This window comes from Actinokineospora sp. UTMC 2448 (genome assembly GCF_024760565.1).
Classification (GTDB): domain Bacteria; phylum Actinomycetota; class Actinomycetes; order Mycobacteriales; family Pseudonocardiaceae; genus Actinokineospora; species Actinokineospora fastidiosa.
Map to the genome: position 1 here is coordinate 6,349,842 of NZ_CP031087.1, position 23,240 is coordinate 6,373,081.

A 23,240-nucleotide genomic window follows, 5' to 3' on the forward strand; every position below is an offset into this window, starting at 1 on the left:
GGTTTTCGGTTGACACTTCGCACCCGGTGAGGTAGCTCACCTTGGGTGGTGAGTTCGGTCACCGGCAGTGTCCACCCAGGCCAGGACGTCCGCGGCGGGTACCACCGGGATGTCGTCGACCAGGGCGGCGACGGCGTCGACGTGATCGGCGACGGCCACGGCGTCCGGGTCCTCCTGGGCGGCGACGGCCGCGGCCGGGCCGGGCGCGAGCGGTCCGGTGTAGACGACCTCGACGCCGCGGTCGCGCAGTTCCCTGGCGAGCGCGGGCAGGTCCCCGACGAGCACGACGCGGATCATCGGCGCGCGCTCACCGCGGTCGCGGCGGCGATCACCAGCGCGACGACCGCCGCGATGGCCAGCCACAGGCCCTGGCCGGGGCGGCCGTCGGCGGCGCGGGCGGCGGTGAGCGGGTACTCCAGGGCGCGGAAGCCGACGAGGGCGGCGGCGCCGAGCAGCAGCGCGCCCGCGCGCGGCGGCCGGGCGGCCGGGGCGAGCGCGGCGGCGGCGACCACCGCGCCCAGGGCGATCAGCAGGCCCCAGGACGCGAAGCGGAACTCCGCCCAGATGCCGGGGGCGACCAGGTCGGGGGCCTTGAGGACGGGCAGCCCGTAGGCGCCGACGGCCAGCAGCGCGGCCACGGCGGCGGGGGCGGCGACCGGGAGGGCGTAGCTGCGCTCGGTCAGGTCGACGTCGTCGCGCTCCGCGCCACCCGCGATGGCGGCGGTGACCGCGGCGGCGCAGGCGAGGACCAGCGCGAGGCCAGCGAACCAGACGCCCGCGCCGACGGTGACCGCGCCGCTGGCCCCGGTCGCGGTGAACGCCGCGTCCAGGCTTCCCGCGGCGGCGAAGCCGACCCCGGCGAGCACGACGATGAACGCGGGCCGGGTCGCGGCGGCCGACCCCGAGGCGAGCATCGGCGCCGACAGCAGCAGCACGGCGACGGCGACGGGGAGGAACAGCCTGCTGGCGTAGGCGGGCGGGGTGTCGATGCCGTCGGCGACGATCAGGCTGCTGGTGCCCGCGATGACGGCGGCGGCCGAGGTGAGCACGCCGAGGACGCCCGCGACGCGGTGCAGGCTGCCGAGGTCGAGCCGGACGTCGGCGTCCTTGGCGCTGGCGGCGGGGCTGACCGACCACAGCGCGGCGGCGAGGGCGGCGGTGGCGGCGAGGGCCAGGAACGGGCCGAAGGCCGGGTGCAGCAGCTCGGTGAACAGTCCCGCCGCGATCTGCGGGACGGTGACGGCGGCGACGGCGGCGAGCAGGCCGAGGACCATGCCGCGGGCGACGGCCAGGTTGGCGGCGCTGCCCGCGAAGACGGCGGCACCCGCCGCGCCCAGGGCGAGGGCGAGCAGCCCGTACCGGGCGGGGGCGGGCGAGTCGACGACGCCGAGCGCGAGGACGAAGGCGTTGTCGGAGGCGAAGGGGACGACCAGCAGCCCGACGGCGGCGATGGTCCCGGCGAGGAGCGCGGACCGCGTGAACACCGAGCGCGCCCGGGTGGGGCGGTCGGCGGAGGGGTCGTCGAACTCGGCGGCGTAGACCGAGCCGGGCTCCGCGCCCGCCCTGGCGAGCGCGAGCGCCCCGGCCACGGCGGCGAGCACGTGGCCCGCGACGAGCAGCCAGAGCCCGGCGGCGGGCTCCAGGGGCGCGAGGCTGGTCGGGACCAGGATCTCGGGCCGGGAGGCCCGCAGGACGTCGACGGCCAGCTGGAGGTCGACGAGGGCGCGCCCCGGGGCGAGCAGCGCGGCGCCGACGAGGACACCCGCGCCCGTCACCGCCCTGCCGGTCACGGCGAACGCGATGGCGATGGCCGCCGGGAGAAGCGCGAGAACCACGAGAAGCGCGGTGGACGCGTACCCGGGCGGCGGGGCGTCGGCCATGACCCCGACCACCGGGCCTGCGGCGGTGAGCACGGCACCGGCGAGAGCGACACCGAGCCCCGCCTTGAGCCGAACGGGAACGTCAACCCACCCGATCCGCTCAGCGGACAGGGCATCAGGACCGGTCCGGTCCAGCGGCTTGTGGGTCCGCGCAGTCATCGCAGGCAACGCTAGCAAGGTGGCGGGCTGTCGACCGATCAACACCACGGGGGGTGGGGGTGTTTCTTGGGGCCTTGCCCGGTTTGGGGCGCGGCCAGGCGCAGGTGGGCGCGGTCGGGCCCGTCAGCCTTGGGCGGGTCTTGCCCGGTTTGGGGCCGTGGTCAGCCGCAGGTGGGCGCGGGCGACCCCGTCAGCCCTCGGGCGGGCACGGGCGACCCCGTCAGTCTTGGGCGGGCGCGGGCGGCTCGCCGGTTCCCGGCGTTGCTCGTGGTTTAAGAGCGTCCTCGCCGGACGGGCTGGTCTCCGGGATGGTCGGGCTTGCCTGCCATCCCGTCGACCTCCCGGAGGGTTACCACACCCAGGGTGGGGGCGCGGAGCTTTGGGTGTTCGCTTGTCAGAGCCCTGGGGGCTCTGACGTTGCAAGCTGCGGTTTCGTCGAGGGCCGCGCCCCCACCCTGGGTGTGGTAAGGCTGCGCCAGGTCGACGGGATGGCAGGCAAGCCCTGCTTTGGGTGGGTGTGTTGCGTGTGCGTTTGGGTGGGCTGGGGTCCCCCGTGAACCCCTGCCCTTGGGTGTCCGTGTCGGTCGGTCTTGTTGCTTTGGGGTGCCACCCGAACGGCCGATTGAAACGAGACCCACGTCACACTAAAGACGTGAGTTCGGCTTAACTTTGTGTAGTTCTCGCAGGACATGACCTTGGGGGGTTGGCGGGGCTTTACGGATTCAGGTGGGCGCTGTTGCCCATCGCGGTATCTCCCCGTTACTGTCCCCGCGTCCGTTGTCACGGTCAGATCACGGTTAGGGCTGGACGGCAACCTCCCCCGGGAAGCCGTCCGAACTGGGTCCCCCGCCCGGTGAAACCGCCCCCGCCGAGTACGGCCCGTCCCCCGCGGGTCTCGGCGGACGAGGTCTGACTCCCCGAAGGCGGAAGGCCAGGTCTTGTCCCGACATCGCTCGTCCGGCGGTGAACTCGAGTTCGCCGTCGACGATCAGGCGCTGGAACGCACGAGGAATACCCGCGGTCGCGGGGTACACCGGATCGCTCCGCCGTCGTCGGCGTTGCGTGGGCGGGTTGTGGTCGCCGCCGTCGCGGTGGGCGCCTTCGCCGCCGCCGCTGCCGGGCAGACGCTGCAGGGCGCGGTGGGCGAGCAGGCCGCCAGCGCCGACGAGATCATGCCGCTGGCCAACCCGGGCGACGCCGCCGCTTCCATGGGCATCGGCGGCGACACCGCGGGCGCGCCGGAGCTGCTGGCGCTGGCCGCGACCTCGGACGGCGCCATCGAGGCCGAGAAGATGGCCACCACCGAGCGGGTCGTCCAGGAGAAGGAAGAGCGGCTCGCCGAGGAGGAGGCCCGCAGGCGCGAGGCCGCCCGGCCCAAGTACGTCCGCCCGACGACCGGGATCTTCACCTCCGGGTTCGGCGCCCGCTGGGGCCGCACCCACTACGGCATCGACATCGCCAACCGCATCGGCACGCCGATCGTCTCCGTGGCCGACGGCCGCGTCATCGAGGCAGGGCCCGCGGGCGGCTTCGGACTCTGGCTGCGCGTCCAGCACGACGACGGCACCATCGCCGTCTACGGCCACATCAACGACTACGTCGTCAACGAGGGCGACCGGGTCAAGGCGGGCGAGCTGATCGCCCACATGGGCAACCGCGGCCAGTCGACCGGCCCGCACCTGCACTTCGAGATCTGGCAGGACGGCTACAAGATGAACCCGTCCAGCTGGCTCAACCGCCACGGCATCGGCTACTGAGCCCCATTCCCGGTCGTCCTTGACCACGGTCTACCCCCTCGTCGATCCGACGAGGAGGAGTCAACCGCAGGGCACCGACAATTCTCGAACGTACGTTCTAGAGCTTCACCAGCGGCACGCTGCCGATCAGCATCAGCCGGATCGTGCCCGCCGAGCCGAAGTCGATCGTGGCCGTCGCGCGGGGACCGACGCCGTCCGTCGCCACCACCGTGCCCAGCCCGTACTTGTCGTGGTTGACGCGGTCGCCCACGTTCAGCGACAGCGCCGGGGTGTCCTTCCAGCGGGCAGTGGGCGCGGGCCTGCTCGTCGCGCCGAGACCGCCGCCGGAGCGCCCGCCCCACGTCGTCGCGCGGGTCGGCGCGGCCCGCTCGGGGCCGGTGCGCCGCCAGTCGATCAGGTCGGCCGGGATCTCGGCGAAGAACCGCGACGCCGGGTTGCTCATCGGCTGGCCCCACGCCGCGCGCACGATCGCCCGGGACAGGTACAGCTTCTGCCGGGCCCGGGTGATCCCCACATACGCCAGCCGCCGCTCCTCGGCCAGCTCGACCGGGTCGCTGAGCGCGCGCAGGTGCGGGAAGACGCCGTCCTCCCAGCCCGTGCTGAACACGACCGGGTACTCAAGGCCCTTCGCGGTGTGCAGGGTCATCAGCGTGACCACGCCGCTGGACTCCTCGTCGCCGTCGGGGATGGAGTCGGCGTCGGCGACCAGGGACACCCGCTCCAGGAACGCCGCGAGCGAGCCGGACTCCGGCAGCGGGACCGGGGCGGTGTCCGGCGGGGCGTCGTCGGGGACGACGCCGGGGCCCTCGGCGAACTCCCTGGCCACCGTCACCAGCTCGGTCAGGTTCTCCAGCCGGGTGCCGTCCTGCGGGTCGTCGCTGGCCTCCAGCTCGGCGCGGTAGCCGGTCTGGTCGAGCACGGCGTCGAGGACCTCGGCGACGTCCTGCCCGTCGTCGACGAACCGGCGCAGGCCGTCGATCAGCTCGACGAACCCGGCGATCGCCCGCTGCGAGCGCGGGTTGAGCATGGCCACCCGGCCGTCGGCCGCGTCGCGCAGCGCGGCGGCGAAGGAGATCCGCTCCCGCTCGGCGTGGGTCGACACGCACGCCTCGGCGCGGTCGCCGATGCCCCGCTTGGGCACGTTCAGGATCCGCCGCAGCGAGACGGTGTCCTCGGGGTTGGCCAGCACCCGCAGGTACGCCAGCATGTCGCGGACCTCGCGGCGCTCGTAGAAGCGGACGCCGCCGACGACCCGGTAGGGCAGGCCCAGCCGGATGAAGATCTCCTCGAACACGCGGGACTGGTTGTTGGTCCGGTAGAACACCGCGATGTCGTTGTTGTTCGCCTCGCCCGCGTCGACCAGCCGGTCGATCTCGTGGGCGACGAACGCGGCCTCGTCGTGCTCGTTGTCGCCGACGTAGCCGACGATCTTGTCGCCCTTGCCCAGCGCGGTCCACAGGCGCTTGTCGCGGCGGTTGGGGTTGCGGGAGATGACGGCGTTGGCGGCGTCGAGGATCGTCTGCGTGGAGCGGTAGTTCTGCTCCAGCATCACCGTCGTCGCGTTGGGATAGTCCCGCTCGAACTCGACGATGTTGCGGATCGTGGCGCCGCGGAAGGCGTAGATGGACTGGTCGGCGTCGCCGACGACGCACAGCTCCGCGGGCGGCAGGTCGCCGGTGCCCTTGCCGACCAGCTCGCGCACCAGCACGTACTGGGCGTGGTTGGTGTCCTGGTACTCGTCGACCAGGATGTGCCGGAAGCGGCGGTGGTAGTACTCGGCGACGTCCGGGAACAGCTGGAGCATCTCGACCGTGCGCATGATCAGGTCGTCGAAGTCCATCGCGTTGGCCTGCGAGAGCCGCCGCTGGTACTCGGCGTACACCTCGGCGACCCGGCGCTCCAGGTCGTTGGCTGCGTTGGCCGCGGCCGTCTCGGCGTCGATCAGCTCGTTCTTGAGGTTCGACAGGTGCACCGACAGGGTGCGTGCCGAATAGCGCTTGGGGTCGAGGTCCAGGTCGCGCGCGACCAGGGTGATGAGCCTGCGCGAGTCGTCGGCGTCGTAGATGGAGAACCCGGAGGTCAGCCCCAGCGTCTTGGCCTCGCGGCGCAGTATGCGCACGCACATGGAGTGGAACGTCGACACCCACATGGCGTTGGCGCGGCGCCCGACCAGGTCGACCACGCGCTCCTTCATCTCCGCGGCGGCCTTGTTGGTGAACGTGATCGCCATGATCTCGCCGGGGTGCGCGTGCCGCTCGGCGAGCAGGTGGGCGATGCGGCGGGTGAGCACCCTGGTCTTGCCCGAGCCGGCGCCCGCGACCACCAGCAGCGGCGATCCGGCGTGCTCGACGGCCCGGCGCTGCTGCTCGTTGAGGTCGTCGAGGCTGTGCGCGGCCGGGCGCGGCGCGGGAGTGGGGCTGGGGAGGTCGAATAGCGCTTCCATTTGCCGGTCACGGTACCCGGGCGTGCCGACGATCGCGAAGATCCCGCCTCGACCCGGCGGCGGTCGGTGTGCGAGAATCGGCGACGTGCATCGCCGTTACTTCTTTTTCTACGGGACCCGGACTCCGGCTCCCGTGATGGCGTAGGCACCACAAACCCACACGAAAGCCCCGGAGTCCTCGGACCCCGGGGCTTTCGTGCGCCAGGGCCGGAACTCCCCAGGACCCGCAGAGGACGATGATGAGCACCGTGTCCCAGGAACCGAAGTCGGACAAGAGCGTGGAGTTGCCGCAGCCCGCCGAGGTCGCCGAGCTGCGCAAGGAGATCGATGAGCTGGACCGGGAGATCCTGCGGCTGGTGAAGCGCCGCGCGGAGGTCTCCCAGCGCATCGGCGCGGCGCGGATGGCGGCGGGCGGGCCGCGCATCGTCGTCAACCGGGAGATGGACGTCCTCGCCCGCTACCGCGAGCTCGGCACGGCGGGCCGGATGCTGGCGATGGCCCTGTTGGACCTCGGCCGGGGCAAGCTCGGCCGATAATCAGGGAATCTCCCCCATTCCGGGCGGGCCGCGCTGCGGCACACTGGGATCATGGGACTCATCGCGCTGATCGTGGTCGTCGTCGCGCTTGTCGTGACCCTCGGCCACGCGGCTTATCTCGGGCTGCTGAACGCGGCGGCGAAGAAGAAGGGCGCGGCGGGGTCGCAGGTCGCCCGGGACGTGCGCGCCAGGCTGCCGGTGGCGGGGGCCACCGCGGCGGGCGCGCTGCTGGCCGGGCTGATCTCGTCGGGCTCGGGCTTCGCCGACGTCCTGGCGATCCTGCTGGCGGCCGGGTCGGCGGCGATCGCCGGGTCGGCCCAGGTCGCCGCCCAGCAGCGCTACCAGATCGGCCGTTGACACGATCGGGTGAGACGCGGGCAGCCGCGCGAACGCTGCGCGACGACCTAGGCTTGCCGGAATGAGCCGGGCCTTGGTCGTCTTCGCCCACCCCGACGACGTCGACTTCGGCGCCGCGGGCACGGTCGCGGCGTGGACGTCGGCGGGCGTCGAGGTGGCCTACTGCGTCGGCACCTCCGGCGAGGCCGGGTCGCACCCGGGCGCGGTGCGCGAGGCCGAGCAGCGCGCGGCCGCCGCCGAGGTCGGGGTCAGCGACGTCGTCTTCCTCGGCTACCCCGACGGGCGGCTCACCGCGTCCCTCGACCTGCGCCGCGACATCGCCCGGCAGATCCGGCGGTTCCGGCCGGACCGGGTGCTCGCCTGGAGCCCGGAGATCAACTGGGACCACGTCGTCACCGCCCACCCCGACCACCGGGCCATGGGCGAGGCGGCGTTCGCCGCGGTCTACCCCGACGCCCGCAACGCGCACGCGCACCCCGAGCTGCTGGCCGAGGGCCTGCGGCCGTGGACGGTGCCCGAGCTGTGGCTGGCCGACGCCCCGGCCCGGCTGCGCAACCACGCGGTGGACATCACCGCGCACTTCGACCGCAAGCTGGCCGCCTTGCGTAGCCATGTCACCCAGACAGGCGGCAATTCCGGGCTTGAGGCCCAACTTCGCGCACACTTCTCCGCAGTGGCCGCGCGCCACGGCATCACCGGACTGGCCGAGGAGTTCCAGGTCGTCGACACGAGCTGAACGGACAGGAGTCGCCACAGATGACAGGGGGGCACCACAGCGGCAGACACCGGCGGGGCCGGAGCCCCCTGGCGTGGACGCCGCGCACGCGGGACCGGCGGGACCGGGCGCACGCCCTCGCCGAGGCCGACACCGACATCATCCCGATCATCGACGAGTACCCCGACCTGCCCGCCGCCGGGCTGGCGAAGTTCAACCTGGGCAGCATCCCGGCGTCGGTCACGCCGCCGCGCAGCACGCGGCGGGCTGCCTGGTTCGCGGTGACCTCCTCCGCGCTGGTCATCGTCGGCCTGGTGTACGCCGCAGCGGCGCTGGTCACCGGCCCGCGCAGGCCGGACGTCGTCGACGCCCTCCCCGGCCTGCCGACGGTGCCGCAGCCCTACGCCGAGCCCGTGGTGACGACGACGTCGGCGGCGACGCCGACGCGCTCGGCCCCGCCGAGCACCACGACGCGCACCACCACCAGCGCGCGCGAGCCGAGGACCGCGCTCATGCCGACGCGGCAGGCAGCGCCCGCCAGCGAGTCGCAGGCGGCCGCGCCGTCGACGCACCCGACCCGGGTCACGGTGTCCACGCCCGTGCTGGTCGGCCCGGCGACCGACACCGAGGCGATGGGCGACCAGACCGAGGTGTACTACCGGCAGGTGACCGAGGACCCGGAGGCCGCGCACGCGATGACCGCCGGGGAGCTGCACGACGAGGGGCCGGACTCCATCGGGCGGCGGTACGCGGGCATCGAGCGGGTCGAGGTCAAGAGCATCACCATCGACGCCAACCGGGGGACGACGCGCTCGGAGCTGCTCGTGGTCCGCGAGGACGGCACGGTGACCTCCATGGAGCGCGAGCTGACCTTCACCTACGGCTCGGACCCCAAGATCAGCGCGGACAGCGCCGCATCATGAACCGTTGCGCCGTCCGGGGCGACCAGGGCGGCGGAGTACGCAATCTCCGCTACCCCGATCGTCGGCCGAGTGCCGGTAAACAGGTGTGCTCCGAGTCACTATTACTCCATTCGAGTGATATTTGCCGGTTGCCTCTCGCCTCGATCGGGTGAAGCGCCGAGAAAGGGTGGTGTGAGGGCGCGGAGCAGGGTACGAGTGGCCCCGTAGTGGACGGCGGACGAAGGACAATGGCAGTGGAACGACCGGGTCCCGGCAGGCGTCGGGTGCGCTCTGGGGCCGTCCGCGCCACCGAGCTCATCGACCGCGCGGGACGCCGTTTTCCCCGCTCACAGCCGCCGTCGCGGCGGGCGGCGCCTGCCGAGGAGCCGTCGGCGGCGCCCTCGGTCGACCCGCCGTCGCGCCGGATGCGGGCGGCCAAGCTGGCGGGCCTCGTCCTGGCCGCGCTGACGCTGTGCGGCACGGTCGGCACGGCCGCCGTGGTGTCCCGCGAGCGCGGCGACGCCGTCGGCGCTGACGCGCCCGGCCCGATCACCGGCAGACGCGCGCTGCTGCCCGACGACCTCACCGCCGCGGTCTCCCACGCCTCCTCCGTCGCGAGCACGACCTTCGCCGCGCCGACGACGGCGGCCTCCACCGCGATCGTCGCCCGCACCTCCCGGCCCGCGACCGACCAGGGCACCTCGCCCGCCGACGGCAGCACCAGCCCGGTCTCGACCTCCGGGCTCTCCGACGGCGAACTCGTCGCCGAGTACTACCGGCTGGTGCGCAGCGACCCGGGCAACGCGTTCACCCTGCTCTCCGGCGCCGAGTTCGGCGCGGACCTCGGCCAGTTCCTCACCGCGTGGTCGGCGGTGACCGACGTGCGGGTCATGGACATCGAGACGACCGCGGAGGGCGTGGTGGCGGATGTGCGCATGCATTTGGTGACCGGCCAGACGCTGTGGGTGCGCCAGCTGTTCCACGTGACAGACGACACACCCCGCCGGATCGCCAACGTCACGCTGCTGTCGGCGCAGGTCGGCTGACCAGCCAATCACACGTTCGGGCGACCTGTTCGCCCGGATTGTGACACCATGTAACGGCCACTGGAGCGGCCTCGGCGATCCGGGACTGCGTTCGACCGCGCTGCGTGAACGCCTAGCCTGGATAAGTCGGCCTGGGGCCAACGTCGCCGTGTGGGTCGCCCACCGGGCCCAGGACGCCATGGACGAGCAGCCCGTGCACGGAGCGCGCGGGCAAGGGAGGTTCCGGTCGGATGAGCGACGAGGGCCGGCTGGTCGCCGGGCGCTACCGGCTGGCTGAGCGCATCGGCAACGGCGCGATGGGCGTGGTCTGGCGCGGGGTCGACGAGCGCCTGAACCGCGAGGTCGCGATCAAGCAGCTCATCCTGTCCCCGCTGCTGCCCGCCGACGAGGCAGAGGAGGCGGTCGCGCGCTGCCTGCGCGAGGGCCGCATCGCCGCCAAGCTGCACCACCCGAACGCCATCGGCGTGTTCGACGTGGTCGACGCCGACGGCACGCCGTGGCTGGTCATGGAATACCTGCCGTCGGTGAGCCTGGCCAGCGAGCTGGCCGAGCACGGCACGCTGCCGGTGGCCGAGGTGGCCCGCATCGGCCAGCAGATCGCCGCCGCCCTGGCCGCGGCGCACGCGGCCGGGATCGTGCACCGCGACGTCAAGCCGGGCAACATCCTGCTCGGCCACGACGGCACGGTGAAGATCACCGACTTCGGCATCTCCCGGGCGACCGACGACGTGACCGTCACCAAGACGGGCCTGATCGCGGGCACGCCCGCGTACCTGTCGCCGGAGGTCGCCGTCGGCCGCGACCCGTCGCCCGCCTCCGACGTCTACTCCCTCGGCTCGACGCTCTACGCCGCGATCGAGGGCGAGCCGCCGTTCGGGCTGACCGAGAACACCCTCGGCCTGCTGCACGCCGTGGCCGCTGGCAAGATCAACCCCCCGCAGCGCTCCGGGGCGCTGACCCCGGTGCTCGTCGCGCTGCTGGCCGCCGACCCCGAGGCCCGCCCGAGCGCGTCGCGGGTGCGGGAGATGCTGGGCGCGGTGGCCAGGGGCGAGGAGCCCGACCTGCCCGCGACCGCGCTGGTCGCGCCGGTCCCCGCGGGCGACGAGTCCACCCGGCTGGTGGCGAGCCCGGCTGCGCTCGGGACCGGCACCGGCGTGCGCGCGCTGGGCACCGGGACCGGCCGCCCGGTCGGCCCGCCGCCCGCCCGGTCGCACCGCCCGCTGATGTTCGCCAGCGCGGGCGTGGCCATCGTCATCGCGCTGGGCGCGTGGCTGCTGGTGCGCAGCACCGGCGCCGACGACCCGACCAACGGGACCACGCCGCCGTCGCAGGCCCCGGTCGCGACGACGGAGGTCGTGACGACCACGGAGGCGACTACGGACGCGCGCGAGCCGACCACTACGGTCGCTCCGACCACGACGGCGGAGCCGACCACCACGACGACGGCGGTTCCCACGACCACGGAGCCCACGACGACCACCCAGCCGACGACGAGCACCGAGCCGACGACGAGCGAGACGGACCCGACCGCCGAGCCGACCACGCCCAACCCGACCTCGAACGGCCAGCCCACCACGACGGCGGGTCAGCAGAAGCCCGACACCAACTAACCGGAGCGCCGATGTCGAGCGAGCAGACCCTGGTCGCGGGCCGTTACCGGCTGCTGACCAAGATCGGCAGCGGGGCGATGGGCGTGGTGTGGCAGGCGCGCGACGAGCGCCTGCACCGCACGGTCGCCGTCAAGCAGCTGCTCTCCCAGCCCGGGTTGAGCGCCGACCAGGCCGAGGAGGCCCGGCAGCGCGCGATGCGCGAGGGCCGCATCGCCGCCCGGCTGTCGCACCCGAACGCGATCACCGTCTACGACGTGGCCGAGCACGACGGCCAGCCGTGGCTGATCATGGAGTACCTGCCGTCGCGGAGCCTGGCCGCGGTGCTGTCCGAGCGGGAGACGATCCCGCCCGCCGAGGCGGCGCGCATCGGCTCGCAGGTGGCCGCCGCCCTGGTCGCCGCGCACGCGGCCGGGATCGTGCACCGCGACATCAAGCCCGCGAACGTGCTGCTCGGCGACGACGGCACGGTCAAGATCACCGACTTCGGCATCTCCCGGGCGACCGGCGACATCACCGTGACCGCGACCGGGATGCTGGCGGGCACGCCCGCCTACCTGGCGCCCGAGGTGGCCAAGGGCGAGACGCCAGCGCCGTCGTCGGACGTGTTCTCCCTCGGCTCGACGCTCTACACCGCCGTCGAGGGCCATTCGCCGTTCGGGCTGAGCGAGAACACCCTCGCCCTGCTGTACGCGGTCGCCGCAGGCAAGATCACCCCGCCGAAGCAGGCCGGGCCGCTGACCGCGCTGCTCATGCAGCTGCTGCGGACCAACCCGGCCGAGCGCCCGACCATGACCCAGGCCCGGGAGGGCCTGGCCGCGATCGCCGCTGGCAAGCCGCTGCCCACCGCCACGGTCGCCAACCAGCTCACCGACCCGTACCCGAAGCCGCCGGCGCGGCCGGTCGCCGGGCCGCCCGCCACCCCGCCGCCGGGCACCCGGCTGGACATGCACCCGTTCAGCGAACCGCCCCGGCCCCAGCAGCAGCCGCGCCCCATGGGCCCGCGCACGCCCGCAGGCGGCGTCCGCACCGCGCCCCCGCAGCAGCAGCGCAGACCGGAGCGGGACGTGCGCTCGATCGTGCTGACCGTGCTGGCCATCGTCGCCGCTGCCCTGGTCGGCATCCTGGTCGCCAGCCTCATCACCAAGAGCGACGGCAAGCGCGCCGACGAGAACCCGAACCCGCCGACCGTGACGCAGGAGCGGCCCGCGGAGACCACGACCACGAGCGCGCGGCCGACCACCACCACGACCACCACGACGACGACAACCACCACCACGACGACGACCACGCCCAAGCCGACGCCGCGGGACTACGAGACCTTCATCAAGCAGTACTACGGCCTCCTCCCGGCGAACACCGAGGCGGCGTGGAACCTGCTCACGCCCAACGCGCAGCGGCTCTCCGGCGGCTACGAGTCGTTCAAGAGCTTCTACGGCGGCATGAAGAAGGTCGAGGCGAGCCGGGTGAACGCCACCGCGAACGGCAGCGTCACCGCCCGGATCAAGTTCGAGCCCAAGGACGGCGACGACTCGACCGAGCACTACGCCTTCGTCGTCGTGGCCGACGACATGGGCGTCATGCGCATCGACAGCTTCCGCAAGACCGGCGGCGAGGACGGCTAGGCGGCCGCCGCCTCGCGCAGCGCGGTGAGCAGCCCCCGCACCGCGGGGTGGTCCAAAGCGGACTCGCGCACGGCGGCGTGGATCACGCGCACCGGCTCGGGCTTGCGCAGCCGCCGCACCACGACCCCGGGGTGCCTGCTGCCCAGGCCCATCCTCGGGATCACCGAGACGCCGAGGCCTGCGGCGACGAAACCCTGCGCCGAGGTGTAGTCCTCGCTCTCCACCACGACGTCGGGGCTGAAGCCCGCGGCGGCGCACGCGTCGAGCAGGATGCGCAGGCACGGGCCCGGCGGCCACTCGCTGCCCACCCACGGCTCCTCGGCGAGGTCGGCCAGGTCCAGCACCCGCTTGGCGGCCAGCCGGTGCCCGCGCGGCAGCACGGCCTGATAGGGGTCGTCCAGCAGGTGTTCGGTGTGGACGCCGGGCGAAACCAGCCTGCTCGAGCGGTGGATGAAGATCGCGACGTCGGCGTGGCCGCGCTCCACCTCGATCAGCGGGTCCTCCGGGTCGATCAGCTTCAGGTCCACCCGCACGCCCGGGTGCTCGCGGCGCAGGCGGGCCAGCGCGGGCGGCACCAGCGACGCGCCCGCGGTGGTGAAGTACCGCACGACGACGCGTCCGGTGACGCCCGCGCGCAGGTCGGCCAGCGCGGTCTCGGCCTCTGCCACCCGGGTGCCGATCGCCCCGGCGTGCTCGGTCAGCAGCAGCCCCGCCGGGGTGGGCCGCACGCCGCGGCCGAAGCGCTCCAGCAGCACCATGCCGACCTCCTTCTCCAGCGCGGCGATCTGCTGGCTGATGGCGGAGGGCGTGTAGCCGAGGTTGGTCGCGGCCGCGGTCACCGAGCCGCTGGTCACGACCGCGCGCAGGACCTGGAGGCGGCGGACGTCGAGCATGTAGCGCAGCTTAATTGTCGGTCCAGCACTTTTCACTTGTCCTGAGCGGACCGCGCGGGCAGCGTGTGCGCGGAAGGAGCGTGTGATGGTTGGCGGACGGGGGACCCTCATCCGAATGGGCCTGCTGGCCCTGATGTGGGGATCGAGCTTTCTCTGGATCGAGATCGCGCTGACCGGGCTGAGCCCGGTCCAGATCTCGGTCGCGCGCTGCGTGCTCGGCGCGCTGGTGCTCGTCGGACTGTGCTACGCGGCGGGCAAGCGGCTGCCGAGGGACTGGCGGGCGTGGGGGCACATGACGCTGGCGGCGGTGTTCGCCAACGCCCTGCCGTTCACCCTGTTCGCCGTCGGCCAACAGACCGTGGATTCGGGCGTGGCCGGGGTCATCAACGCGACGACGCCGCTGTGGCAGCTGGTGATCGGGCTCATGCTGGGCACCGACCGCGGCATGGGCGGCATCCGCCTCCTCGGCCTCCTCCTCGGCTTCGGCGGCACCCTGCTGATCTTCGCCCCGTGGAACGCCGGCCTCATGGGCTGGGGCGCCCTGGTCATCCTCGCCGCCGCCATCAGCTACGCGGTGGCCTACGCGTACATCGACCACACGATGAAGGGCCGCGGCGTCGCCCCGATCGCGATGTCGGCGACCCAGCTGGTGTCGGCGACGTGGCTGGTGGCGCTGGCCCTGCCGGTGGGCGGCCTCCAGCCGGTGTCGCTGACCTGGCAGGTCATCCTGGCCATCGCGGTGCTGGGCGTGTTCGGCACCGGCTTCGCCTTCGCCCTCTTCTACCGCCTGCTGTCCGACGAGGGCCCCACCAACGCCTCCGTGGTGGGCTACCTGCTCCCGGTGGTCTCAGTCCTCCTGGGCGCCCTCTTCCTGGGCGAGGACCTGAACCTCCGCATCATCGCAGGCATGGTGATCGTCCTGGCAGGCGTAGCCATGACCCGAATCCCCCGCCGCCCACCGACGACACCCGCCGTGCTCGCGGTTGAGGACGAACCACGGGCACCCGCACGGCTGGACTAGGCGAACCGGATCACACCAGCCGCCGGTCCGAAGCCCATCGGGAGAGTTCGTATCGGTTCGACAGCTGGGTCTTCCGCAGCACGCTCGACACGTGCGTCTCCACGGTCTTCACCGAAATGAACAACTCCGACGCGATCTCCTTGTACGCGTATCCCCGCGCCAACAAGCGCAGCACGTCACGCTCGCGTGGCGTCAACAGGTCCAGTTCCGGGTCGCTGATCGGGGCGGCGCCGGGGCGGTCCGCGAAAGCGTCCAGGACGAAACCCGCCAGCCGCGGCGAGAACACGGCGTCGCCCTCAGACACGCGGATGATGGCCTTGCCCAGTTCCGCCGCCGAGATCGTCTTCGTCACGTACCCCCGCGCCCCGGCCCGGATGACCGCGATGACGTCCTCCGCCGCGTCCGACACCGACAGGGCCAGGAACACCACCTCGGGGAACTTCGGCCGGGCCTGCCGCAGGACCTCGGCCCCGCCCCCATCGGGCATGTGCACGTCCAGCAGCACCACGTCCGGCTTCAGGTGGCCGATCCCGGCCACCGCCTCGCCGACCGACCCCGCCTCGCCGACCACCTCGATCTCGCCGTCGACGCTGTCGAGTTCGGCGCGCACCCCGGCGCGGAACATGCTGTGGTCGTCGACGAGGAACACCCGGACACTCATGTGACCACCTTCGCACGCGGCATCTGCAGTTCGACCTCGGTGCCCTCGCCCGGCGTCGTGCGCAGTCGGACCCGGCCGCCGTTGCGCTCCATCCTGCCGTGGATGGAGTCGGCGAGGCCATGGCGGTCCTCGGGCACGGTGTCGGGGTCGAACCCCTTGCCCCGGTCGCGCACGAACACGGTCACCTGCTCGGGCTCCACCTCCGCGTACACCGACACCTCGCCGACCCCGGCGTGCTTGGCCGCGTTGACCATGGCCTCGCGGGCGGCGGACACCACCGCGTGCAGGCCCTCGTCGAGCAGGCAGTCGCCGACGACGACGCTCTGCACGCTGATCGCGAAGGTGTCCTCCACCTCGCCTGCCGCCCTGGCCAGCACGTCGGAGAGGGCCTCTGCCTCGGCGACCTTGCCGTAGCCGGACGGGCTGTAGAGCCAGGTCCGCAGCTGCCGCTCCTGGCCGCGGGCCAGCCGCAGCACCTCGCGCGGGGACTCGGCCTGCTTCTGGATGAGGGCCAGCGTCTGCAGCACCGAGTCGTGCAGGTGGGCGGCGATCTCGGCGCGCTCCTCGGTGCGGATGCGGGCGCGCCGCTCCTCGCCGAGGTCGCGGACCAGCCGCAGCCACCACGGCACGGTCAGCAGGGCCACGCCGACCAGCGCGGCGACAACCGCGAGCAGGGTGAACTGCACCTGGCCGAGGCCCATGCTGGTGAGCAGGAAGATCGCGATGCCCGCGGCGACCAGCGCGGAGCCGGAGAGCACCCGCACGACCGCGGCCGGGCCGCCGCCGCCGAGCACCGCGCCCTTGGCCCGCCGCCGCTGCGACTGGTCGGCCTCGCGCCAGACCAGCGCCGCGCCGACCAGCGTCACGCCGATGCCGCCAGCGACCCAGCCGTTCACCGCGCTGGAGAGCCCCCACGCGCCGATCGTCAGGCCGAGGCCGAGGGCGAGCAGGCCGATGGCCTGCTGGCGCTCGCGGCCGGACACCTCGCGGGTCGGGGCGTCGGCTGGCTGCTGCGGAGCGAAGATCCAGAACAGGCCATAGGCCAGCACGCCTGCGCCGCCCAGCGCCGCGCCGAGGGTGAAGGCCATCCGCACCCACAGCACCGGCATGCCCAGGTGGTCGGCCAGGCCGCCCGCGACGCCGCCCAGGGCGCGCCCGGTCCGGCGGCGCTGCAGCCGGGCGTCGCCGGGCAGCGCCACCGACGTGGGCCCGCTGCGGTCGATCTCGGCCTCCGGCTCGGTCATGGCTGTCTGCACACCAGCATGCTCACACGCGCGCGTGGCGACAACATCGGGGAACGACCCTGACTTCGGGTTCAGGGTCGTTCCCCGATGCGCGCGGCCCTGGCGAGGCGCGATCCTCGGTAGCGTGAGTGGAGCATCCAGGTCCTCCCAGGTGGAGGACACCGTCAAGGACATGTGGGCAACGCGCCCACGGCGGCCGCGGCGCGGTCGCAAGGTCGCGGGCGTCGCGGCCGGGATCGGGCAGCGCTACGGCATCGATCCGGTCGTCCCCCGCGTCCTGTTCGCCGTTCTGACCTTCTACGGCGGCGCGGGCCTGCTGTTCTACGTCCTGGGCTGGCTGCTGCTGCCCGAGGAGGACGACGAGGTCTCGCCGGTCGAGGCGCTGGCGGGCAAGGGCCGCAGCGCCACGTCGCCGTTCTTCACCGTCGTGCTGTGCGCGTCGCTGATCCCGCTGTTCGCCTGGTTCCTCGACAAGGACTTCGGCGGGTTCTTCGGCCTGGTCGCCTGCGCGGTCCTGGTGTACGCGCTGCACCGGGGCCGGGCGCACCTCGGCCGCGTGCCGGAGCCGCCGACGCAGGCGGCCCCCGAGCACCCCTCGGCCGTCGACTACGCCGCCCACACCGTCCCCGTCTACGTCCCGGAGCCGCCCATGTCGTCCCCCGTGCAGCCGGAGCTGGCCGACCAGACCCCGCGCACGACGCCCCCGGAGTGGGACCCGCTCGGCGCGGCCCCGTTCGCCTGGGACCTGCCCGAGCCCAGCCGCCCCGAGCCCGAGGCCGAGCGGCCCGTGCCCGCCAAGCGGTCCAAGGCCGGTCTGGTCACCGTCGGCGTCTCGCTGCTGGCCGTGGGCGGCCTGGTGCTGGCCGGGCCCACGCTCGGCGACTGGGTCAGCGTGCCGCACGTGATCGGCGTGGTGCTGGGCATCGTCGGCGTCGGCATGTTCCTCGGCTCGTTCCGCCGGGGCGGGCGCGGGCTGATCGGCCTGGCCGCGCCGCTGGCCGCGCTGGGCATCGCGATGACCGTGGTCTGGCCGGACGGCTTCGAGGGCGGGGGCATGGGCGACCTGCGCGCCCAGCCCACGACGCTGGCCCAGGTGCAGCCGGAGTACGTGCGCAACGTCGGCTCGGTCGAACTCGACCTGACCGCGCTGACGGAGAAGACCGGGACCGTGAAGACGCGCGCCGCGATCGACGTCGGCGACGTGACGGTCGTCGTGCCCGCCACCGCCGACGTGGTGGTGCGCTGCGAGGCGGGGCTCGGCGACGTCCGGTGCCTCACCGAGGGCCGCGGCGGGTCGAGCCCGATGGTCGACGTGACCGACTACGGCCCGGACGGACCGGGCGGCTTGAGGATCGAGCTGCACGCCGAGGCCACCGGCCCGGGCAGCGTGGAGGTGACCCGTGGCTGAGTGCACCAAGCACCGCCGTCCCGATTTCCTGACGATGCTGTGCGGGCTGGCCACGATGGGCGTCTCGGCCTACGTGCTCACCGACGGCGAGATGTGGCTCCCGGTGCTCGACCTGCGCTGGATCGTCGCCGGTGGCGCGGTCTTCGCGGGCCTGCTGTTCCTGGCGATGTCGACCCGCCGCAAGCGGGACTGACACCTCCCACCCCACTCACGGGAGAAGCGGCGGCCGCCCCGAGGGCGGCCGCCGCTTCCGTGTCACTCCCACTCGATGGTGCCCGGCGGCTTGCTCGTCACGTCCAGCACGACCCGGTTGACCTCCGCGACCTCGTTGGTGATCCGGGTGGAGATGCGCTCCAGCACGTCGTAGGGCAGGCGCGTCCAGTCGGCGGTCATGGCGTCCTCGCTGGAGACCGGGCGCAGCACGATCGGGTGGCCGTAGGTGCGCCCGTCGCCCTGCACGCCGACGCTGCGCACGTCCGCGAGCAGCACCACCGGGCACTGCCAGATGTCGCGGTCCAGACCGGCGGCGGTCAGCTCGTCGCGGGCGATGGCGTCGGCCGCGCGCAGCGTCTCCAGCCGGTCCGCGGTGACCTCGCCGATGATGCGGATGCCCAGGCCGGGGCCGGGGAACGGCTGGCGGTGCACGATCGTCTCCGGCAGCCCCAGCTCGAGGCCGACCCGGCGCACCTCGTCCTTGAACAGCGCGCGCAGCGGCTCGACCAGCTCGAACTCCAGGTCCTCCGGCAGCCCGCCGACGTTGTGGTGGCTCTTGATGTTGGCCGTGCCCGTGCCGCCGCCGGACTCCACGACATCGGGGTAGAGCGTGCCCTGCACCAGGAACCGGAACTTCTCCCCGCCAGCGGCGGCCTGCAGGTCCAGCTCGGCCTGCTCGAAGACCCGGATGAACTCGCGGCCGATGATCTTGCGCTTCTGCTCGGGGTCGGTCACCCCGGCCAGCGCGGACAGGAACCGCTCGCGCGCGTCCACGGTGACCAGCTTGACGCCGGTCGCGGAGACGTAGTCGCGCTCGACCTGGGCGCGCTCGCCAGCGCGCAGCAGGCCGTGGTCGACGAACACGCAGGTCAGCCGGTCGCCGATGGCGCGCTGGACCAGGGCGGCCGCGACCGCGGAGTCCACGCCGCCGGACAGCCCGCAGATGGCCTTGCCGTCGCCGATCTGCGCCTTGATCCGCTCGACCTGCTCATCGACGATCGACGCGGTGGTCCACTGCGGACGGATGCCCGCGACGTCGTGCAGGAACCGGCGCAGCACCTCCTGCCCGTGCGGGGAGTGCCCGACCTCGGGGTGGTACTGCACGCCCGCGAACCGGCGACCGGTGTCCTCGAACGCGGCGACCGGCGCGCCCTGGCTGGTGGCGGTCACGGCGAACCCGTCGGGGGCCTTGGTGACGGCGTCGCCGTGGCTCATCCACACCGGGTGGCGGCCGGGCAGCGCGTCGTGCAGGACGCCGCCGTCCGCGGCGAGGTCGGTGCGGCCGTACTCGCGGGTGCCGGTGCGCTCCACCACGCCGCCGAGGGCCTGGGCCATGGCCTGGAAGCCGTAGCAGATGCCGAAGACGGGCACGCCCGCCTCGAACAGGGCCGGGTCGACGCCGGGCGCGTCCGCGGCGTAGACGCTGGCCGGGCCGCCGGAGAGCACGATCGCGGCCGGGTCGCGCTCCAGCAGCTCGGCGACGGGCGTGGTGTGCGGGACGACCTCGGAGTACACCTGCGCCTCGCGGACGCGGCGGGCGATGAGCTGGGCGTACTGCGCCCCGAAGTCGACGACCAGGACTGGACGGTCCATGGGTTCTAGCCTTCCGGTACGGGCCGGGCGTGCGCGAATCGGCACGCAGCGGCCTGCTGCGTGCCGACCGGTCCCTCCCTGGGTTTCTCTCCCGGAGATGCCTGCCCGCGTGCCGGTCACGCGGGTTTTCCGTGGCGCTCGAACCAGACCCGCTGGATGCGGCGGAACCCTAGCCACCATCGTCGGTCGACCGCTGCCATGGTAACTCCGTGCGGCTCGACGCCGCCTCGCGGCATACGGTTGGGGCATGACGTTCGAGACCAAGCCGCGGCCGTTCTGGGTGGCGGGAGCCGCGCGGACCAGCGAATCGACACTCGACGTGCACCACCCCTACGACGGCACCGACGTGGCCACGGTGTGCGTGCCGGGCCCCGACGACGTCGAGGACGCCGTGGCCGCGGCGGCGGGGATCGCCCGGGAGTTCCGCTCCACCCCCGCCCACGTGCGCGCCGCCGCCCTGGCGCACGTGTCGGCGCGGCTGGCCGAGCGGGCCGACGAGATCGCCGAGACGATCACCGCGGAGAACGGCAAGCCGCTGAAGTGGGCGGAGATCGAGGTCGCCAGGGCGGTCTCGACGTTCCGCTTCGCCGCCGAGGAGGCCCGGCGGTTCGTCGGCGAGTTGCAGCGGCTGGACACCGATCCCAACGGCGACGGGCGGCTCGGCGTGATCCTGCGCCGCCCGCGCGGGCCGGTGCTGGCGGTGGCCCCGTTCAACTTCCCGCTGAACCTGGTGGCCCACAAGGTCGCGCCCGCGCTGGCGGTGGGCGCCCCGGTGATCGTCAAGCCCGCGTCGTCGACGCCGCTGTCGGCGCTGCTGCTGGGCGAGATCCTGGCCGAGACCGACCTGCCCCCGGGCGCGTTCTCGGTGCTGCCGGTGCGCGGGCGGGACATGTCCGCGCTGGTCGAGGACCCGCGGCTGCCGGTCATCTCCTTCACCGGCTCCACCTCGGTCGGCTGGGGGCTGATGGACGCCGCGCCGCGCAAGCACGTGGTGATGGAGCTGGGCAGCAACAGCGCGGCCATCGTCTGTCCGGATTGGACGGACTTCGGGTTCGCGGCCAAGCGGATCGCCACCTTCGGCAACTACCAGGCCGGGCAGTCGTGCATCGCGGTCCAGCGGGTGATCGTGCACCGGGACGTCGCCGACGCGTTCGTGCCGGAGCTGGTGTCCGCGGTGGAGGCGTTGACCGTCGGCGACCCGCACGACCCGGCGGTCGACGTCGGGCCGCTGATCGATGCGGACAACGCCGAGCGGGTCGCGTCCTGGATCGCCGAGGCGGTCGACGCGGGCGCGCGGGTGCTGACCGGCGGGCAACGGTCCGGGAACTCGATCACCCCGTGCGTGCTCGCCGACGTGCCGTCGACGGCGTCGGTGTGCCGCGAGGAGGTGTTCGGGCCCGTGCTGGTGGTGTCCGTCGTGGACAGCGTGGACGACGCCTTCGCCCAGGCCAACGACACCGACTACGGGCTGCAGGCGGGCGTGTTCACCCGGGACGTGCGGCTGGCCTTCCGCGCGGCGGCCGAGTTGGAGGTGGGCGGCGTCGTGGTGGGCGACGTTCCCAGCTACCGGGCCGACCAGATGCCGTACGGCGGGGTGAAGGGCTCCGGGACGGGCCGCGAGGGCGTGCGCTCGGCGATGGACGACTTCACCGAGGACCAGACGGTCGTGCTGTCCGGCCTGACGCTCTAGGTCGGGGTGACGCCCTGCGGGAACGCGAACACCCCGTCCGGGTCGTACCGGCGCGCGGTGTCGCGCAGGCGGTTGAAGTTCTGGCCGTAGTACATGACGTCCCAGTCCGGCATGGCCGCCTCGATGTAGTTGACGTAGCCGCCGCGCACGCCCAGGCCGATCAGGGAGTTGCGGACCTCGGCGACCGGCCTGCTCAGGTTGTCGCCGACCGCCGGGTTCGCCTCCTGGTAGATCTGCACGGTGGCCAGGGCCTCGCGGTGCGGGAAGGCGGTGTCGTCGGGGGCGACCTCGGCGACCGCGCCGCCCAGGGCGTCCAGCAGCAGGCTCAGGCCGTCGCGGCCGTCGAGCAGGTCGACCAGGGCCGCGGGGTCGGCCAGCGGCTCGGACAGGATGCGGGAGCTGGCCGCGAACGCCTCGCGGGGGAAGCGGCCGGGGGCGCAGGCAGCGACGCTGGCGCAGCCCGCGAAGTGGAGCATGGCCTCGAGGTAGCCCATCTCGCGGACCATGCGGTTGACCGGGCGGACGTCCAGATCGGCCAGCAGCGCGACGGCCTCGTGGCGGGGTCCGACGTAGCAGCCGTTCAACCGGCCGCGCGGGGGCGAGCCGCCCTCGACGATCAGGTTGGTCCACAGCTCGGGCGGCAGCCCGGCCGTCCACTCCTGCCACGCGCCGACCACGTCGGGCATCGAGCCCTCGGCGAAGTCCATGCGGACGACGGTGAGGTCGGGGGCGGGGTCGGTGGCGAAGGTGAGGTCGGTGACGATGCCGAAGTTGCCGCCCCCGCCGCCGCGCAGCGCCCAGAACAGGTCCGGCTCGGTCTCCGCGTCGGCGCGCAGGAGCCGCGAGTCGGCGGTGACCAGCTCGGCGGCGATCAGCTTGTCGCAGGTCAGGCCGTACTTGCGGGCCAGGACGCCGAGCCCGCCGCCCAGGGTGAGCCCGGCGATGCCGACGGTGGGGCAGGAGCCAGCGGGCAGCGAGCGGCCCGCCTCGGCGAGCGCGGCGTAGACGTCGATCAGCCGCGCGCCCGCGCCGACGACCGCGGTGCCGTCGTCGCGCACGTCGACCCTGGTCATCCCGCCGAGGTCGACCACGAGCCCGTCGTCGGGCACGGAGTACCCCGCGTAGCTGTGCCCGCCGCTGCGCGCGGCGATGGGCAGCCCGGAGGCGCGGGCCACGTCGACACAGGCGCGCACGTGGTCGGGCGTGGACGCGGTGGCCACCGCGATCGGGGCGCGGTCGTCCAGCAGCGGGTTGTACGAGCGGCGGGCCGTGTCGTAGTCGGGGTCCCCCGGCCGCACGAGCGCCCCGCCCAGGGCGCGGCGCAGGCCGTCGAGGTCCGGGCGGACGGTGGTGGTCGCGGTGGTGGTCGGCGGCGCCGGGGTGGGGCTGGGCTTCGGCACCGTGTCACCCGAACACGCCGGGACGGCCGCCGCAAGCCCCGCGGCCCCGGTCACGTGCAGAAACGCCCGCCTGGTGAGTCCCACGCCCGC

General features: G+C 73.4%; 20 protein-coding genes. 12 read left to right on the top strand and 8 right to left on the bottom strand.

Annotated features, from left to right (window positions below; all coding sequences use genetic code 11):
* Nucleotides 1-36: 36 nt before the first annotated feature.
* Both Actkin_RS29180 and Actkin_RS29185 read right to left on the bottom strand, forming a co-directional pair.
* Nucleotides 37-297 carry a hypothetical protein gene (locus tag Actkin_RS29180; protein WP_258905021.1) on the bottom strand — a complete coding sequence of 87 codons (261 nt, stop codon included), beginning with the start codon at nt 295-297 and terminating at the stop codon, nt 37-39.
* Complete coding sequence (locus Actkin_RS29185) at nt 294-2,039, bottom strand: hypothetical protein (protein WP_258905022.1); 1,746 nt, start codon at nt 2,037-2,039, stop codon at nt 294-296. The genes Actkin_RS29180 and Actkin_RS29185 overlap by 4 nt, the downstream gene beginning before the upstream one ends.
* Before the next feature lie 1,073 nt (nt 2,040-3,112).
* Here Actkin_RS29185 and Actkin_RS29190 point away from each other — a divergent pair.
* Complete coding sequence (locus tag Actkin_RS29190; RefSeq protein ID WP_258905023.1) at nt 3,113-3,796, top strand: M23 family metallopeptidase; 684 nt, start codon at nt 3,113-3,115, stop codon at nt 3,794-3,796.
* A gap of 97 nt (nt 3,797-3,893) precedes the next feature.
* On the opposite strand, the gene pcrA is transcribed toward Actkin_RS29190, so the two are convergent.
* On the bottom strand, nt 3,894-6,239 hold the full coding sequence (gene pcrA / locus Actkin_RS29195; protein WP_189209585.1) for a DNA helicase PcrA: 2,346 nt from the start codon (nt 6,237-6,239) through the stop codon (nt 3,894-3,896).
* A gap of 239 nt (nt 6,240-6,478) precedes the next feature.
* Between pcrA and Actkin_RS29200 the strand changes: the two genes are divergently transcribed.
* The 7 genes from Actkin_RS29200 to Actkin_RS29230 all read left to right on the top strand — a co-directional run bounded on the left by Actkin_RS29200 (nt 6,479) and on the right by Actkin_RS29230 (nt 13,027).
* Entirely contained in the window at nt 6,479-6,775 is a 297-nt protein-coding gene (locus Actkin_RS29200) for a chorismate mutase (RefSeq protein ID WP_189209584.1), read from the top strand.
* A gap of 51 nt (nt 6,776-6,826) precedes the next feature.
* Nucleotides 6,827-7,132, top strand: a complete 306-nt coding sequence (locus tag Actkin_RS29205; protein ID WP_229786670.1) for a hypothetical protein — start codon at nt 6,827-6,829, stop codon at nt 7,130-7,132.
* A gap of 61 nt (nt 7,133-7,193) precedes the next feature.
* Entirely contained in the window at nt 7,194-7,868 is a 675-nt protein-coding gene (locus tag Actkin_RS29210; RefSeq protein WP_189209583.1) for a PIG-L deacetylase family protein, read from the top strand.
* Nucleotides 7,869-7,888: 20 nt separating this feature from the next.
* The gene (locus Actkin_RS29215) at nt 7,889-8,770 is read left to right on the top strand and encodes a hypothetical protein (protein WP_258905024.1); all 882 of its coding nucleotides are present in this window, start codon (nt 7,889-7,891) and stop codon (nt 8,768-8,770) included.
* Nucleotides 8,771-9,003: 233 nt separating this feature from the next.
* Entirely contained in the window at nt 9,004-9,795 is a 792-nt protein-coding gene (locus Actkin_RS29220; protein WP_189209581.1) for a hypothetical protein, read from the top strand.
* A 230-nt stretch (nt 9,796-10,025) separates the two neighbouring features.
* A complete protein-coding gene (locus Actkin_RS29225) occupies nt 10,026-11,405 on the top strand; it encodes a serine/threonine-protein kinase (protein ID WP_258905025.1) in 1,380 nt (459 codons plus the stop codon).
* An 11-nt stretch (nt 11,406-11,416) separates the two neighbouring features.
* Nucleotides 11,417-13,027 carry a serine/threonine-protein kinase gene (locus Actkin_RS29230; protein WP_189209579.1) on the top strand — a complete coding sequence of 537 codons (1,611 nt, stop codon included), beginning with the start codon at nt 11,417-11,419 and terminating at the stop codon, nt 13,025-13,027.
* Here the strand turns inward: Actkin_RS29230 and Actkin_RS29235 are convergent.
* The gene (locus tag Actkin_RS29235) at nt 13,024-13,920 is read right to left on the bottom strand and encodes a LysR family transcriptional regulator (protein ID WP_189209578.1); all 897 of its coding nucleotides are present in this window, start codon (nt 13,918-13,920) and stop codon (nt 13,024-13,026) included. The genes Actkin_RS29230 and Actkin_RS29235 overlap by 4 nt on opposite strands.
* Before the next feature lie 115 nt (nt 13,921-14,035).
* Between Actkin_RS29235 and Actkin_RS29240 the strand changes: the two genes are divergently transcribed.
* Entirely contained in the window at nt 14,036-14,941 is a 906-nt protein-coding gene (locus tag Actkin_RS29240) for a DMT family transporter (protein ID WP_258905026.1), read from the top strand.
* A 10-nt stretch (nt 14,942-14,951) separates the two neighbouring features.
* Here Actkin_RS29240 and Actkin_RS29245 read toward each other — a convergent pair whose 3' ends face one another.
* Both Actkin_RS29245 and Actkin_RS29250 read right to left on the bottom strand, forming a co-directional pair.
* Nucleotides 14,952-15,602: a response regulator gene (locus Actkin_RS29245; RefSeq protein WP_189209576.1), complete on the bottom strand. Its 651-nt coding sequence runs from the start codon at nt 15,600-15,602 to the stop codon at nt 14,952-14,954.
* Nucleotides 15,599-16,846: an ATP-binding protein gene (locus Actkin_RS29250; RefSeq protein WP_396123011.1), complete on the bottom strand. Its 1,248-nt coding sequence runs from the start codon at nt 16,844-16,846 to the stop codon at nt 15,599-15,601. The genes Actkin_RS29245 and Actkin_RS29250 overlap by 4 nt, the downstream gene beginning before the upstream one ends.
* Nucleotides 16,847-16,970: 124 nt before the next feature.
* Here Actkin_RS29250 and Actkin_RS29255 point away from each other — a divergent pair, with 124 nt between their 5' ends.
* Together Actkin_RS29255 and Actkin_RS29260 are read left to right on the top strand one after the other, a co-directional pair.
* Nucleotides 16,971-18,254, top strand: coding sequence for a PspC domain-containing protein (locus Actkin_RS29255; RefSeq protein ID WP_258905028.1), 1,284 nt, complete (start codon nt 16,971-16,973; stop codon nt 18,252-18,254).
* Nucleotides 18,247-18,447 carry a hypothetical protein gene (locus Actkin_RS29260; protein ID WP_189209573.1) on the top strand — a complete coding sequence of 67 codons (201 nt, stop codon included), beginning with the start codon at nt 18,247-18,249 and terminating at the stop codon, nt 18,445-18,447. The genes Actkin_RS29255 and Actkin_RS29260 overlap by 8 nt, the downstream gene beginning before the upstream one ends.
* A gap of 62 nt (nt 18,448-18,509) precedes the next feature.
* Here the strand turns inward: Actkin_RS29260 and guaA are convergent, their stop codons facing one another.
* Nucleotides 18,510-20,060, bottom strand: coding sequence for a glutamine-hydrolyzing GMP synthase (gene guaA / locus Actkin_RS29265; protein WP_189209572.1), 1,551 nt, complete (start codon nt 20,058-20,060; stop codon nt 18,510-18,512).
* A 247-nt stretch (nt 20,061-20,307) separates the two neighbouring features.
* Between guaA and Actkin_RS29270 the strand changes: the two genes are divergently transcribed.
* Complete coding sequence (locus Actkin_RS29270; protein ID WP_258905029.1) at nt 20,308-21,750, top strand: aldehyde dehydrogenase family protein; 1,443 nt, start codon at nt 20,308-20,310, stop codon at nt 21,748-21,750.
* On the opposite strand, the gene Actkin_RS29275 is transcribed toward Actkin_RS29270, so the two are convergent.
* Nucleotides 21,747-23,150 carry an FAD-binding oxidoreductase gene (locus Actkin_RS29275; protein ID WP_258905030.1) on the bottom strand — a complete coding sequence of 468 codons (1,404 nt, stop codon included), beginning with the start codon at nt 23,148-23,150 and terminating at the stop codon, nt 21,747-21,749. The two genes, Actkin_RS29270 and Actkin_RS29275, sit on opposite strands and share 4 nt — an antisense overlap.
* Nucleotides 23,151-23,240: the final 90 nt, after the last annotated feature.